Annotated in this window: 12 protein-coding genes; 9 read left to right on the top strand and 3 right to left on the bottom strand. The window is 64.8% G+C overall.

Features of this window, described 5'->3' with window-relative positions:
* Nucleotides 1-152 precede the first annotated feature (152 nt).
* From GTP44_RS01250 to GTP44_RS01215, 8 genes are all read left to right on the top strand, one after another.
* A complete protein-coding gene (locus GTP44_RS01250) occupies nucleotides 153-3,776 on the top strand; it encodes a response regulator (protein ID WP_161017991.1) in 3,624 nt (1,207 codons plus the stop codon).
* A 160-nt stretch (nucleotides 3,777-3,936) separates the two neighbouring features.
* Nucleotides 3,937-6,303 (top strand): catecholate siderophore receptor Fiu, encoded by a 2,367-nt coding sequence (locus GTP44_RS01245; RefSeq protein ID WP_161017990.1) that lies wholly within the window; start codon nucleotides 3,937-3,939, stop codon nucleotides 6,301-6,303.
* Nucleotides 6,304-6,382: 79 nt separating this feature from the next.
* Complete coding sequence (locus GTP44_RS01240; RefSeq protein ID WP_161017989.1) at nucleotides 6,383-7,063, top strand: Fe2+-dependent dioxygenase; 681 nt, start codon at nucleotides 6,383-6,385, stop codon at nucleotides 7,061-7,063.
* Nucleotides 7,064-7,151: 88 nt separating this feature from the next.
* Nucleotides 7,152-8,435 (top strand): MFS transporter, encoded by a 1,284-nt coding sequence (locus tag GTP44_RS01235; protein WP_161017988.1) that lies wholly within the window; start codon nucleotides 7,152-7,154, stop codon nucleotides 8,433-8,435.
* 39 nt (nucleotides 8,436-8,474) lie between these two features.
* Entirely contained in the window at nucleotides 8,475-8,972 is a 498-nt protein-coding gene (locus GTP44_RS01230) for a hypothetical protein (protein WP_161017987.1), read from the top strand.
* Nucleotides 8,973-9,004: 32 nt separating this feature from the next.
* Complete coding sequence (locus GTP44_RS01225) at nucleotides 9,005-9,214, top strand: hypothetical protein (protein ID WP_161017986.1); 210 nt, start codon at nucleotides 9,005-9,007, stop codon at nucleotides 9,212-9,214.
* Between the two features lie 38 nt (nucleotides 9,215-9,252).
* Nucleotides 9,253-9,429 (top strand): hypothetical protein, encoded by a 177-nt coding sequence (locus GTP44_RS01220; protein ID WP_161017985.1) that lies wholly within the window; start codon nucleotides 9,253-9,255, stop codon nucleotides 9,427-9,429.
* 216 nt (nucleotides 9,430-9,645) lie between these two features.
* Entirely contained in the window at nucleotides 9,646-11,037 is a 1,392-nt protein-coding gene (locus GTP44_RS01215) for a glycoside hydrolase family 43 protein (protein ID WP_161017984.1), read from the top strand.
* 4 nt (nucleotides 11,038-11,041) lie between these two features.
* Here the strand turns inward: GTP44_RS01215 and GTP44_RS01210 are convergent, their stop codons facing one another.
* From GTP44_RS01210 to GTP44_RS27970, 3 genes are read right to left on the bottom strand one after another with little or no spacing between them, the layout of a single operon-like run.
* Nucleotides 11,042-11,482: a YeeE/YedE family protein gene (locus GTP44_RS01210; RefSeq protein WP_161018200.1), complete on the bottom strand. Its 441-nt coding sequence runs from the start codon at nucleotides 11,480-11,482 to the stop codon at nucleotides 11,042-11,044.
* 10 nt (nucleotides 11,483-11,492) lie between these two features.
* A complete protein-coding gene (locus GTP44_RS01205; RefSeq protein ID WP_161017983.1) occupies nucleotides 11,493-11,924 on the bottom strand; it encodes a YeeE/YedE family protein in 432 nt (143 codons plus the stop codon).
* Nucleotides 11,914-12,603: an ArsR/SmtB family transcription factor gene (locus GTP44_RS27970; protein WP_308494290.1), complete on the bottom strand. Its 690-nt coding sequence runs from the start codon at nucleotides 12,601-12,603 to the stop codon at nucleotides 11,914-11,916. Before GTP44_RS27970 ends, GTP44_RS01205 begins: the two co-directional genes overlap by 11 nt.
* Before the next feature lie 324 nt (nucleotides 12,604-12,927).
* On the opposite strand from GTP44_RS27970, the gene GTP44_RS01195 reads away from it, so the two are divergent.
* Nucleotides 12,928-14,061 carry a sensor histidine kinase gene (locus tag GTP44_RS01195; RefSeq protein ID WP_202423936.1) on the top strand — a complete coding sequence of 378 codons (1,134 nt, stop codon included), beginning with the start codon at nucleotides 12,928-12,930 and terminating at the stop codon, nucleotides 14,059-14,061.
* The last annotated feature ends 17 nt before the right edge of the window (nucleotides 14,062-14,078 follow it).

The raw sequence follows: 14,078 nt of genomic DNA, 5'->3' as shown, positions 1-14,078 counted from the left end.
TGACTATTCCGCACTCATCCAATCGGGTATTCCCGCCCGCCCGCGCTTGCATGATACTAGTTTAAGCAACAACCAGCCGGCTGACTTTTGTTCCTTGCCAACTTGTCGCGTTGATAGGAGAATCGACCCAGCCCTCGACTTTCAAGGATGATATGCAGCCCCTCGGCATCAAGGCCAAAGTCGCGCTCGCCACCAGCATCACCTCGGTGCTGATGATCGGCCTGGTGACGCTGGTGCAGACCCAGCGCATGCAGGAGGACTACACGCGGGTGCTGTTTACGCAGCAGACGGCGCTGGTCAACCGCACCGCGCAGGAACTGGACGACAAGCTGGCCATGCTGCTGGACATCATCGCGCTGTCGGCGCGCAACCAGCCGCCAGCGCTGGCCAGCTCGACCGACCAGTTGCGCGCCTACTACCAGAACCGCGCCGTGCTGGCGCTGTTCGACGACTTGCTGGTGCTGGGGCCGGACGGCAAGGTCATCTCGGACCTGCCGCTGGTGCCCGGCCGGGTGGGCATCGACGTCGCCGACCGCGCCTATTTCCAGACCGTGATGCGCACCCGCAAGCCGATGATCACCGAGCCGGTCATCGGCCGCGCCAACAAGCAGCCGGTGGTGCAAATGGTGGCGCCGGTGCTCAACGACCAGGGCGAGGTGGTGTGCGTGCTGCTCGGCGTACTGCGCCTGTACAAGGACAACCTGCTGGGCCACCTGCGCATGGCCAAGGTCGGGCGCAGCGGCTATTATTTCGCCGTCACCCGCGGCGCCAACCCGGTGTACGTGCTGCATCCCGACATCAACCGCCTGCTCAAGCCGCGCGCGCCGAACGCCAACCCCAACACCACGCGCGCGCTGGCCGACGGCTTCGAAGGCACGCTGATGGGCAACACCAGCGACGGTCAGCGCACCCTCAACAGCTACAAGATGCTGAAGTCGGTCGACTGGCTGCTGGCCACCTCGCTGCCGGCCGAGGAGGCGTTCGAACCCTTCGACGGCGTGCTCAAGCGCGTGCTGGTGTGGAGCGGCGTCACCGCCGTGCTGGCGGCCTTGCTGATCAGCTTGCTGACGCTGCGGCTCATGGCGCCGCTGATCAAACTGCGCAACGCCATCGTCGCGCTGCGCGCCGATCCCGGCCGCTTCACGCCGCTGCCGGTACGCGCCGGCGACGAGGTGGGCCAGCTGACCGCCGCCTTCAACGACCTGATGCATGAACGGCTGGCGGCCGACGCGCGCCTGCAAAGCCTGGTCGAGTTCGCGCCCAACACCATTGTCGTGGTCGGCGTCGACGGGCGCATCGAGACCTTCAACCGCGAAGGCGAACGCTGCTTCGGCTATGGCCGCGACGAGGTGCTCGGCCAGCCGCTGGAGATCCTGCTGCCGGAGCGGCTGCGCCAGCAGCACGCGCGGCACCGCATGCGCTTTTTCGCCGACCGCCTCAGCGCCGAGCCGGTGCGCATGGGCGCCGGCCGGGCGACCGCCGGCCAGCGCCGCGACGGCAGCGAATTCCCGGTCGAGGTCAACCTCAGCGCGGTGCGCACCGACCAGGGCACCAAGGTGCTGGCGGTGATTTCCGACATCACCGAACGCCAGCGCCTGCAGCACGAGGTCGAAAGCCGGGCGCAGGAGCTGGAAAGCGAGCGCGACCGCGCCGAGGCCGCCAACCGCGCCAAGAGCGATTTCGTCGCCAACATGAGCCACGAGATCCGCACCCCGATGAACGCGGTGCTGGGCATGGTCTACCTGCTCGGCAACACGCAGCTGACGCCGCAGCAGCGCAAGTACCTGAACATGGTGCGCGTGTCCGGCCAGTCGCTGCTGGGCATCCTCAACGACGTGCTGGACTTTTCCAAGATCGAGGCGCGCAAGCTGGAGCTGTCGCCGGTCGATTTCGTCCTCAACGAGGTGATGGACGCGCTGGCCACGACGATGACCATGAACGCCGGCGACAAGGAACTGGAGCTGGCCATCAGCGTCGACAGCGCCATTCCGCACCGCCTGCACGGCGACTCGATGCGGCTGCAGCAGATCCTGGTCAACCTGGCCGGCAACGCCATCAAGTTCACCGCCCAGGGCGAGGTGGTGGTCAGCGTGCAGCTGAGCGCGCGCGACGAACACAGCGCGCTGCTGCGCTTCGAGGTGCGCGACACCGGCATGGGTATGTCCGAAGCCCAGCTGGGCCAGCTGTTCAACGCCTTCTCACAGGGCGACCAGAGCATCACCCGGCGCTTCGGCGGCACCGGCCTGGGGCTGGCCATCACGCGCCGCCTGATCACGCTGATGGGCGGCCAGATCGCCGTCAGCAGCCGGCCGGGGCAGGGCGCGACCTTCTGGTTCAGCCTGCCATTCGAGATCGCCGCCGAGCAGACCGACGAGCGGCGCAAGCCGAGCCTGGGCCAGTTGCGCCTGCTGGTGGCGGACGACAACCGCACCAGCCGCGAACTGGTGGCGCGCCTGATCCGCGCCTGGGGCTGGCAGGCGGACGAGGTCGATTCGGGCGAGGCCGCGCTGCGCCGCTACCGCCAGAGCCTGGACCAGCAGCAGCCCTACGACGTGGTGCTGGCCGACTGGCACATGCCCGGCATGGACGGGCTGGTCACGGCCAAGGAAATCCGCGCCGCCGCCAACGGCAAGCCGCAGCCGATCGTGGTGATGCTGAACGCCTTCGCCCGTGACCGCATCGAGGAAATCTCGCACGCGCCGGAGGCCGACGTGGTGCTGGTCAAGCCGATCACCGGCTCCAATCTGTTCGACGCGCTGCACCAGGCGCTGGCCACCCAGGGCGAGGCCGACCCGCAGCACCCGGTCGACAACCACGTGGCCGACAGCCTGGTCGGGCGCCATTTCCTGCTGGTGGAGGACAATCTGCTGAACCAGGCGGTGGCGCGCGGTATCCTGGAACACGCCGGCGCCACGCTGGACATCGCCGGCGACGGCAGTCAGGCGGTCGACCGGATGCGCAGCGACGCCGCCGCCTACGACCTGGTGCTGATGGACATGCAAATGCCGGTGATGGACGGCTTCACCGCCACCCGCCTGCTGCGCCAGGAACTGGGGCTGACGCTGCCGATCATCGCCATGACGGCCGGTGTGCTGGAGTCCGAGCGCGAGCGCAGCCGCGAGGCCGGCATCACCGATTTCATTCCCAAGCCGATCGAGGTGGAGGAGATGCTGGGCGTGCTGCGCCGCCATCTGGCGCTGCCGCCGTCGCCGGCGCCGGCCGTGGTCGCGTCCGCCCCCGAGACGGCGGAGGCGGCGGTGGAGGCGGAGGTGGAAGCGGCGGCGATGGCGGTCACCGCCGACCTGCTGGAAGCCATGGCCGCCGCCGCCCCGGCGCCGGTGTTTGCGGTGCCGGCGTCGACGCCGTTCGTGCCGGTGCCGACGCCGACGCCAGCGCGGGTGGTCGGCGCCGGCGGCGAGGCCAGCGTCTTCAATATGGACGGCCTGATGCGCGTGATGGGCAAGGACGCCAAGGGCCGCGCCGCCATGGCCAAGATGGTGCGCGGCGCGCTCGACAGCGGCATGGCGCCGGCCGACCTGGCCGGCGTGGCGCTGCAGGAAGGACGGCTGCGCGACGCCGCCATCCAGTTCCACAGCCTGCGCGGCGCGGTCGGCATCCTCGGCGCCAAACGCCTGATCCAGGCCACGCTGGCGGTCGAGGAGGCCATCCACGCCCAGCGCGACGACCAGCTCGACGCGCTGTACCGCAGCGTCCGCCGCGAACTGGCCGCCACGCTGGCCGAGGCCCGCGCCTGGCTCGAACGCCAATCTTCCTGAGCGCGCCGCGGCGCTGGCCGCGGTTTTTTCACCACAGTTCCACGCCCCGTTCTGCGCTGTGAATCATATTGATAATAATTCGCATTTACCTTTTCGCTGCGAATTGCTACAATCTTACTGATTTTTACAACTGACCCCCTTTCCAAGACAGAAAGAAGACATGGCAATGATCAAGAGCCGTAAACACGCGCACACGCGCTTTCAACAACACATGAGCGCGGCGCTGGCCGCGATGCTGCTGCCGGTCGCGGCCCACGCCGCCGAGGCCGCCGCCGCGCCGGAAGCCGACCAGGCCCAGCCGCAGACGCTGAAGGAAGTGCAAGTCAACGCCAGCCGCGAAAACGACTTCAAGGCCGAGCGCGCGGCGTCCGCCAAGTACACCGAAAAACTGGTCGACACCGCCCAGACCCTGACCGTCATCAAGAAAGAGCTGATCGAACAGCAAGGCGCCACCACGCTGACCGAGGCGCTGCGCAACACGCCGGGCGTGGGCGCCTTCTTCCTGGGTGAAAACGGCAACACCAACACCGGCGACGCCATCTACATGCGCGGCTTCGACGCCTCGTCCAGCATCTACGTCGACGGCGTGCGCGACATCGGCTCGATCTCGCGCGACACCTTCAACATCGAACAGATCGACGTGCTCAAGGGCCCGGCCGGCACCGACAACGGCCGCTCGTCGCCGACCGGTTCGATCAACCTGGTCAGCAAACAGCCGAAGCTGGAAAACGCCTACCTGGGCTCGGCCACCGTCGGCAGCGGCAAGCAACGCCGCGCCACCGCCGACATCAACACCATCATCGACGCCGACAGCGGCACCGCCTTCCGCCTGAACCTGCTGGACCAGGACAGCGAGAACCCCGGCCGCGACATGGTCAAGGCCAAGCGCTGGGGCGTGGCGCCGTCGGTGGCGTTCGGCCTGAACGGCCCAACCCGGGTCTACCTGAACTACTTCCACGTCAAGCAGGACAACGTGCCGGACGGCGGCGTGCTGACCATCGGTCTGCCGGGCTGGACCCCGCCGGCCGACATCGCGGCGGTACCCGCCACGGCCACGCCGGCCAAGAGCTTCGCCTTCATGGCCAACGCCGCCACCGTCAACCCGAAGAACTTCTACGGCTCGGTGCTGGACCATGACAACGTCAAGGCCGACATGGCCACCGTGCGTGTCGAGCACGACTTCGCCGGCGGCGCCCGCCTGGTCAACACCAGCCGCTACGGCAAGACCCAGCAGGACTACCTGCTGACCGCGTTCATGGCCACCAACACCAATCTGGCGGCCAACACCGCGGCCACCAATCCGTCCGACTGGACCATGCTGCGCACCAACCTGACCACCAAGGATCAGGAAAACGAGATCCTGACCAACCAGACCACGCTGACCGCCGACTTCACCACCGGCGCGCTGAAGCACACCGTGGTCGGCGGCGTCGAGCTGACCCACGAGAAGCAGACCAACTACCTGTATGCGAACCGCGCGCCGGCCGCCACCGCCGGCCTGCCAGCGACCAGCATCTACCACCCGAATCCGCACACGCCGATCACCAGCGCCCAGGTCAACCTGCAGCGCAGCGGCGGGCGCAACGACGGCACCACCAACACCCAGAGCGTGTACCTGTTCGACACCATCAAGTTCGGCGAGCAGTGGATCTTCAACGGCGGCGTGCGCGTCGACCATTACAACACCACCTACAACGCCATCGCCGTGCAGGCCGCCGCCACGCCGCAACTGATCCCGGTCGGCACGCTGGTCGGCAGCAGCATCGAGGCCTCGGACAACCTGGTCAACGGCAAACTGTCGGCGCTGTACAAACCGACCGCCGACAGCAGCGTCTACGCGCTGGTGGCCTCGTCGAAAGCGCCGCCGGGCAGCGCCAACTTCGCGCTGAGCGCCGCCGCCAACAGCGCCGCCAATCCGAAGTTCGACCCGCAGGAAACCACCAACTACGAGCTGGGCAGCAAGCTGGATCTGCTGGGCCAGAAACTGTCGCTGTCGGCGGCGCTGTTCCGCACCGAGGTGAAGAACGAGGTGGAACAGGACCCGGTCGACGCGCAGTACTACCAGACCGGCAAGAAGCGTGTGCAAGGTATCGAGCTGAGCGTCACTGGCGAGATTCTGCCGAAGTGGCTGGTCAGCGCCGGCTATGTGCACCAGAACACCAGCGTCGAGTCCGGCAAGGTGGTCACCGCCAGCGGCGACAACCAGCTGAGCTACACGCCGAAGCAATCGTTCACCGCGTGGACCTCGTACACGCTGCCGTTCGGCCTGCAAATCGGCGGCGGCGCGCGCTTCAGCGACAAGCTGGCGCGCGGCACCGACGGCGCCGTCGGCACGCCGCAGTACGCCAACTCGTACTGGGTGTTCGACGCCATGGCGGCCTACCCGATCAACAAGCACGTTGATCTGCGCCTGAACGTCTACAACCTGGCCGACAAAGAGTACGTGCAGGCGATCAACAAGTCGGGTTATCGTTACACCCCGGGTACGCCACGCTCGGCCAGTCTGACGGCGAACTTCAAGTTCTAAGCAGCGGTACCCGATTCCGTGTTGCTGGCCTCGCCGCTATCCGTAGCGGCGAGGTTTTTTGCTTTATAGGAGAGACATCATGATGCTGCACATCCCCGCCGTGCTGACGCGCGACCAGGTGAGCGCGATGCGCCGCCGGCTCGACGCCGCAGACTGGATCGACGGCCGCGCCACAGTCGGCGAGCAGGGCGCCAAGGTCAAGCAGAACCGCCAGTTGCCGGAGACCTCGCCGCTGGCGCTGGAGCTGGGCCAGACCATCCTGGCCGCGCTCAACCAGCACCCGCTGTACTTCGCGGCGGTGCTGCCGCTGCGCACCATTCCGCCGCTGTTCAACCACTACGCCGGCGGCGAGCACTATGGCGCGCACGTCGACGGTTCGCTGCGTCGCATGCCCGGCAACGGCCCATGGGTGCGCACCGACGTCTCCACCACCGTGTTCCTGAGCGATCCGGACGAGTACGACGGCGGCGAGCTGATCGTCACCGACGCGTATGGCGAGCACGAGGTCAAGCTGCCGGCCGGCGACGCCATCATCTACCCGTCGACCAGCATCCACCGGGTGGAGCCGGTGACGCGCGGGGCCCGCGTCTGCGCGTTTTTCTGGAGCCAGAGCATGGTGCGCGACGACATGCGGCGCGGCATGCTGCTGGAGCTGGACCAGAACATCCAAAGCCTGCGCGCGCGCCTGGGCGACTGCCCCGAACTGGTCGGCATCACCGGCCACTACCACAACCTGCTGCGGCAGTGGAGCGAGGTCTGACGGCGGAAAGCTGCGCCAACTGTTGCCGCAGCGTACCCGCTGACATGTACTATACTCGCCGTCATTTTCTTCCGCTTAATAACGCGACATGACAGCTTCTTCCCCCCACCTTGCCGCGCCAGCCCGGATTCGCCGCGCTCAAACCCTGGCCCTGCTGCTGCTGGTGGTGTGCGGCGTCATCAACTACCTGGACCGCGCCACGCTGGCCGTCGCCAATGAATACATCCGCGCCGATCTGGGCCTGTCGCTTGGGCAGATGGGCTTGCTGCTGTCGGCGTTCTCGTGGAGCTACGCGCTGTGCCAATTGCCGGTCGGCGCGCTGGTCGACAAGATCGGGCCGCGCTGGCTGCTCGGCATCGGCCTGGTGGTGTGGTCGCTGGCGCAGGCCGCCGGCGGCCTGGCCGCCACCTTCGGCTACTTCGTCATCGCCCGCATCGCGCTGGGCATCGGCGAGGCGCCGCAGTTTCCGGCGGCGGCGCGCGTGGTCAGCAACTGGTTCCCGCTGCGCGCGCGCGGCACGCCGACCGGTGTGTATAACTCGGCCTCGCCGCTGGGCGTGGCGCTGGCGCCCTTGCTGCTGGCGCCGCTGATCGAGGCCACCAGCTGGCACTGGGCATTCTTCGTCACCGGCGCGATGGGCATCGTGGCGGCGCTGGTGTGGGTGAGCTTGTACCGCGACCCGGTGCCAGAGCAGTTGACGGCGCAAGAGCGCACCTATCTTGAGGTGGACGCCGTCACCACGGCCGCCGCGCCGAAGGCCGGCTTCGCCTCGTGGCTGGCCTTGTTCCGCTACCGCGTCACGTGGGGCATGATGCTCGGCTTCTTCGGCTCGGTGTACCTGAACTGGGTGTACCTGACCTGGCTGCCCGGCTATCTGCGCACCGAGCGCCACATGGATCTGGCGTATGCCGGCATCGCCGCGTCGGTGCCGTTCATCTGCGGCTTCGCCGGCGCGCTGATCGCCGGCTGGGCATCCGACCGCGTGGCGCGCGTGGCCTCGTCGCCGGTCACCGGCCGCCGCAACGCGGTGGTGGTCGCCACACTGGGCATGGTGGGGTTCACCATTCCGGCGGCGCTGGTGGACAGCAACGTCGTGGCGGTGGCCTGCATTGCGATCGTCATCTTCCTGGCGAACGCGTCGTCGGCGTGCGCGTGGTCGCTGGCGACGGTGGCGGCGCCGCCGAGCCGCATCGCCTCGCTGGGCGCGCTGCAGAACTTTGGCGGCTTCCTCGGCGGCGCGCTGGCGCCCATCCTCACCGGCTACATCGCGCAGACCTGGTCCTTCGGGCCGGCGCTGCTGACCGGCGCCGGCATCGCCTTCCTCGGCGCGATGTCGTATCTGTTCCTGGTGACCAAGCCGATTCCGGAATAACTTGCGGCGGCGGCCGCGCACTACAGCAGGGGTAAGACAATGATTGTCAAGTTTCGCGCCATCGGCGTGCTGATGATAACGGCGCTCGGTGCCTGCACCGACGCGCAGCATCCGATTGACCAGCAGCTATCCCGGCTAAAGCCAGTCGTCGTGGTGCCGCTGGTGTCATTAAATTGGCCGGCTGGAACCCTGCTTTGCCCACTCACGCCTTACGAGAGCGCATTGCCGGGCGCATCGCCCACGGCGCAGCGGGTCAACGCCTTTCTTGAAAAGAAGCGCTTCAGCGGTGACGAAGGCCATTGGTCGCTGGTGGTCATCAAGCCGGCCCCGACGGGCGAAGCCGGCATTGAGCAACTCATCTTCAAGCGCGGTAGCTATGACATCGTCACTTCCCGGCAGCGGCTCGGCGAAACAGCCGAGTCAGTCCCCGTCACGTTCGAAGTCCGGCAGTGCGTGGAGGTCAACGAGGCGCGTGTGCTGGTCACGCGCGGCAGCGCCTCTGCGCGAAAATTGATCAGTTTTGGAACGGAGAAATGACGGCGCGGTAGCCGTCACCAAGCTCGCCGTGGGTGCCGCAAGGCTGGCGTTGGCTGTGGGAATTGCGGCCGCGCCAGGACGGCGGCGACGGCGTGGACACCGTGGTCTACACCGGCAAGCTGGCGGATTACCAGATCCTGCTGGGCAACGACGGCCATGTGCGGATTGCCGACAAGGGCAATGGCGATGTGGATATCCAGGCAGTAAAGGGCACGCGGGATACAAAGCAAAGGCATGGCTAGATTCGCAGTCGGGTGCACCGCTCAAAATCGAAGGGGATATGGTGACGAAAGGTCTGCCTGGTGTTAGCTCCGCAAGATTTGTGGTGATGTATGAGCGTGACGAAGCGGACCGCTATTTGCCTGGAGAAATTCTCTTCAATTATCCCATCTCCATGTTTTTCCAAAAAGCTACCGTATCGTTTAAGCAGCGGTTGGCTGCTTGGGTGAAAAAGTAACCCGGTATCTCAAGGTGAGGTGCGTTCATTTCCATCGCAGTCGAAAATGACCGCTCATCGAAATCGCGTATTCGGCGTCTGGTACACTTGTTCATGGACGGCATAAACCTAAAAGGTTCGGATTGGCCGCGCAATTGAACCAGGTTGGATTTTTTCGACCGATCAGTCCTACGGGCATCACCGATGAAAGATTACCTAATGAGGGAAATAGTTCGTATGCCCACCTTCATCAATGCCCGTGCGGCACTCCTTGCCCTTGTGGCGTGCGGTTTCACCAGCGCCTCCGCCTTCGCTGCCAATCCGATCATTCAGACCAGCTTCACCGCCGATCCGGCCCCCTTGGTGATTGGCGACACGGTGTTCTTGTACACCACGCACGACGAAGACGACGCGCTCGAGTTCAAGATGCTCGACTGGAAGCTGTACACGTCGAAGGACATGGTCAACTGGACCGACCACGGAACGGTGGCCGACCTTTCCATCTTCCCCTGGGCGAACCAGCACAACGACGCTTGGGCGCCGCAAGTGATTGCGCGTAACGGCAAGTATTATTTGTACGCCCCGGTGACGGTCGCCGGATCGCCCCGCAACGTCATCGGGGTGGCCGTCTCGGACAGTCCCTACGGCCCGTTCAAAGATCCGCTGGGCCGCCCCCTGATCGGACGCGGTGAAGGCAACTTCGATCCCACGGTCCTGATCGACGACGATGGCCAAGCCTACCTTTACTGGGGCAATCCGCACCTCTCGTACGTCAAGCTCAATCGCGACATGGTGTCCTATGCCGGCGAGATCACCCGCATCGACGCCAAGCCGCGCAACTATCAGGAAGGCCCGTGGGTCTACAAGCGCAACGGCAAGTACTACCTCGCGTATGCGTCGACCTGCTGTTCCGAAGGCCTCGGGTACGCGATCAGCGACAGCCCGACGGGGCCGTTTGAATTCAAGGGGCAGATCATGGACTCCAGCCCGCTGTCGACCGGCAATCACCCTGGCATCATCGACTTCAAGGGGAAATCCTATGTTTTCGGGCTCAACTACCGCCTGAACTGGGCCCAAACACCGCTACACCACGAACGCCGCTCCGTGACCGTGGCAGATTTCACTTATCGTCCCGACGGCACCATCCCGACACTGCCTTTCTGGAACACGACGGGAGTCCAGCAAGTGGAGCATTTGTCGCCGTATCGCCGCGTGGAGGGCGAAACGATAGCGTGGGAATCCCGGCTGAAACGCGATCGCGACATGCCGTTCGACTGGGCTCCCGGCGTACGCAGCGCCAGGGACCCGCAGGCGGGCATGTACATTACGCCCGTGGCCGCACGCGCCTACGTGCAGGTGGCGGGCGTGGACTTCGGGCGCAAGGCACCGAAGACGTTCAAGGTGAGCGTGGCGAGCGCGACGCCGGGAGGAAAGATCGAAGTGCGGGTCGGCTCAACCGAAGGCACATTGATCGCGACCGTCGAGGTGCCCGCTACGGGGGCCGCATCCGCCTGGCGTACCGTCACGGTACCGTCGGCCAACGTGACTGGCACGCAGGATGTCTACCTCGTGTTAAACGCCCATGGCCGCCACGTCCCATTCGGCATCGACTACTGGCAGTTCGAATAGGCGTTCAACCGCCGTGCGGCCGGCTCAGGGCGGCCGTGCTGCGTTCCAGCAGTTCGAAGACTATCATCCCGGCGAGCATGGCGCCGGTAAAGATCAGCACATTGGCGCCGCCCGTCGCCAGCGAGGCGAGGGCAGGTCCCGGGCAGAAGCCTGCCAGACCCCAGCCCGCGCCGAACGCCAGGCCGCCCAGCACCAGGCGCAGGTCGATCCGGTTCGCGGTCGGCAGGCGCATGGCAGCGCCCAGCAACGAGCGTTCGCGCTTGCCGGCGAAGCGGAAGGTGAACAGCCCGACCAGGATGGCGCCGCCCATCACGCACGCCAGCGACGGGTCCCAGTTGCCTGTGAGATCGAGGAAACCCTGGACCTTGGCCGGATTTGTCATCCCCGCAACGATAAGGCCGATGCCGAACACCAGGCCGACGATCAATGCCATCAAGACTTGCATCATTTTCTCCTCAGGAAAGCAGCTGCCGCAGCACGTACACCGTGACGAAACCGGCCAGCATGAACGACAGCGTGGCGACCAGCGACCGTGGCGACATCCGCGACAAACCGCAAACCCCGTGGCCACTGGTGCATCCCGAGCCATAGCGGGTACCGAGGCCGACCAGCAAGCCGGCGGCGACCAGCGTCCATGGGCCAGCGTCGATGCGTACGTCGGGAAGGGGCGCGAACACGCCGTATGCGAGCGGCGCGATCACCAGGCCGGCCAGGAACGCGACGCGCCAGGCCATGTCGCCCCGCTTGGGATGGAGCAGGCCACCCAGGATGCCGCTGATGCCGGCGATCCTGCCGTTGAACAACAACAAGGCGGCCGCCGCGAGACCGATCAGAAGGCCGCCGGCCAGCGCCGTCCAGGGTGTGAAATTGATCCAATCAACTGCCATTGTGTTCTCCCTGCGGTTTGACGCAATACAGGCGATAAAGCACCTGCATCACTTCGGTTGCTTCCTCGCTGGCCAGGCTGTAGTAAATCTGCTTGCCTTCACGCCGCGTACTGACCAGCTTTTCCTCGCGCAGCACGCCGAGTTGCTGCGACAGCGTGGGCTGCACGATGCCCAGCATTGATTCGAGTTCGCTCACGCAGAAATCGCCTTGCGTCAACTGGCATAACAGCAGCAGACGGTCGGCATTGCCGAGCGTCTTCAGTAGCGAACAGGCGCGCGCGGCGGCTGCTTGCATCGCTTGCAAATCCAGCTTGTCTTGATCGTGCGCCAATGCCTGGCCTCCTTCCGTTTGCAATCTACTCGAACACATTATATATTTATACGTTCTATAATTCAATATATCGATGGGCTGCCCTTCCATTGGCTCTCGCACATCCTCTGGTAAAACCTTGGCGAAGTTGTTTCGCGCCAAGGCCGAGCTGAAGGCAAGCGAAGTTATGGTTGCGGCGGCGGACAAGCTGGTTGCGGTTTGCAACCAGCAGCGCCGCCATTCACGGTGCCGGCCGACTCGAGCATCCCGTCGGGACCGAAGGGATTGGCGATTCAAGAGGGCAAGAAATTGCTCACTGAAGTCCACCACCGCCGTCGCCAGCCAGATCGCATCGGCCGACAGTTCCATCACAGTGCTCGCATCAATTCGGCCAGCCAGCAGGCCGGTACATCGTTCGGCAAGCTCAACACCCGCCGGTGCGGACGGATCAAGCTCGTGTCCAGGCGTACATGCGTGGCGGGCGCTCGGCCGCCTCGGGGAACGCGCAGCACACGTCCGCTGATTTGCTGGCGGACACATCGCGCTCTTCGCCCAAGCTGCGTAGCGTGTTGCAGTCCGCTTACTGCAAAATATATAAACAAAATTAGATGTCAGTGGTAACATGAAGTAATCGTCAAGATTGCTTCGCACATCTGCGGTATCCATCAAGTTCACTTGAGTTCGGAGGTCCAGATGATGCATGATTTTTTGTCGAACAATCGCATCGAACTTGCGCGACGCTGTCGCGTGAAGGTCGGTGAGCGGGTCGGTCGCTCTGCAACGGAAGCGCAGTTGAAGGATGGCATCCCGCTATTCCTGCAGCAGCTCATCCAGACCCTGCAGATCGAGCAAACCCCAACCCCGATGGATAGCCGTCGGATTTCCGGTCCTGCCGGTGGCGGTATTGCCGTGTCAGAGGTGGGGGTCTCTGCCACCCAACACGGCAAAGACCTGTGGGGCCTTGGACTGACCGTGGATCAGGTAGTCCACGATTATGGCGATCTCTGCCAGTCGATCACCGATCTGGCAGTTGAGCGCGATGCGCCCTTCACGGTCGACGAATTTCGCACGCTGAACCGCTGCCTGGATAATGCCATCGCGGATGCTGTCACTGCATTTGGCTTCCAACGGGACCTGGTGCAGGCTGATGCAAGTGCCCTGGAGTCGAGCAAACGCATGGGATTTCTGGCGCACGAATTGCGGAACCTGCTAGGCACGGCATCGCTGGCCTTTTCGGCAGCCAAGGCCGGCAATTTGAGTCTCGGCGGCGCTACCGGATCCATACTTGAACGCAGCTTGAGCGGTTTGGAAAAACTGATCTCAAGTTCCCTGGAGGATGTCAGGGCGATGCGCTCAAAAGCGGCCGCTGCAAGCGTGTTCTCGCTGGCTGATTTCATCACCGAAATCTTCGCTGCCGCATCGCTGTCGGCCAAACAGCATGGCTGCACCCTGCGCGCGCCGCAGGTCGATCCAGCGCTGGCCTTGCATGGTACGAGGGATCTGCTGATCGCTGCAGTGGCGAATCTGCTCCAGAACGCTTTTAAATTCACCAGACCCGGCACCGAAGTCATGCTCACCGCAGTTGCCGCAGGAGATCGCATCCTGATCGCCGTTGCAGACCAGTGCGGCGGGCTCGCTTCCGGGGTCGCCGAGACGATGTTCTTGCCGTTCTCTCAGTCCGGCGCAGACCGTACCGGCATAGGCCTGGGCCTGACTATTGCAAAACAAAGCGTTGCAAGCAATAAGGGCGAACTGACCGTGCGAAATGTCGCCGGTCATGGGTGTGTCTTCACCATCGACCTGCCGCGTAATCAACTCCCGACTTAAACGGCGGCTGCATCGTT

Source organism: Duganella lactea (assembly GCF_009857505.1).
GTDB lineage: Bacteria > Pseudomonadota > Gammaproteobacteria > Burkholderiales > Burkholderiaceae_D > Rugamonas > Rugamonas lactea.
Note: the sequence above shows the minus strand (reverse complement) of the source record. Positions and strands in the feature narration are given on the sequence as shown.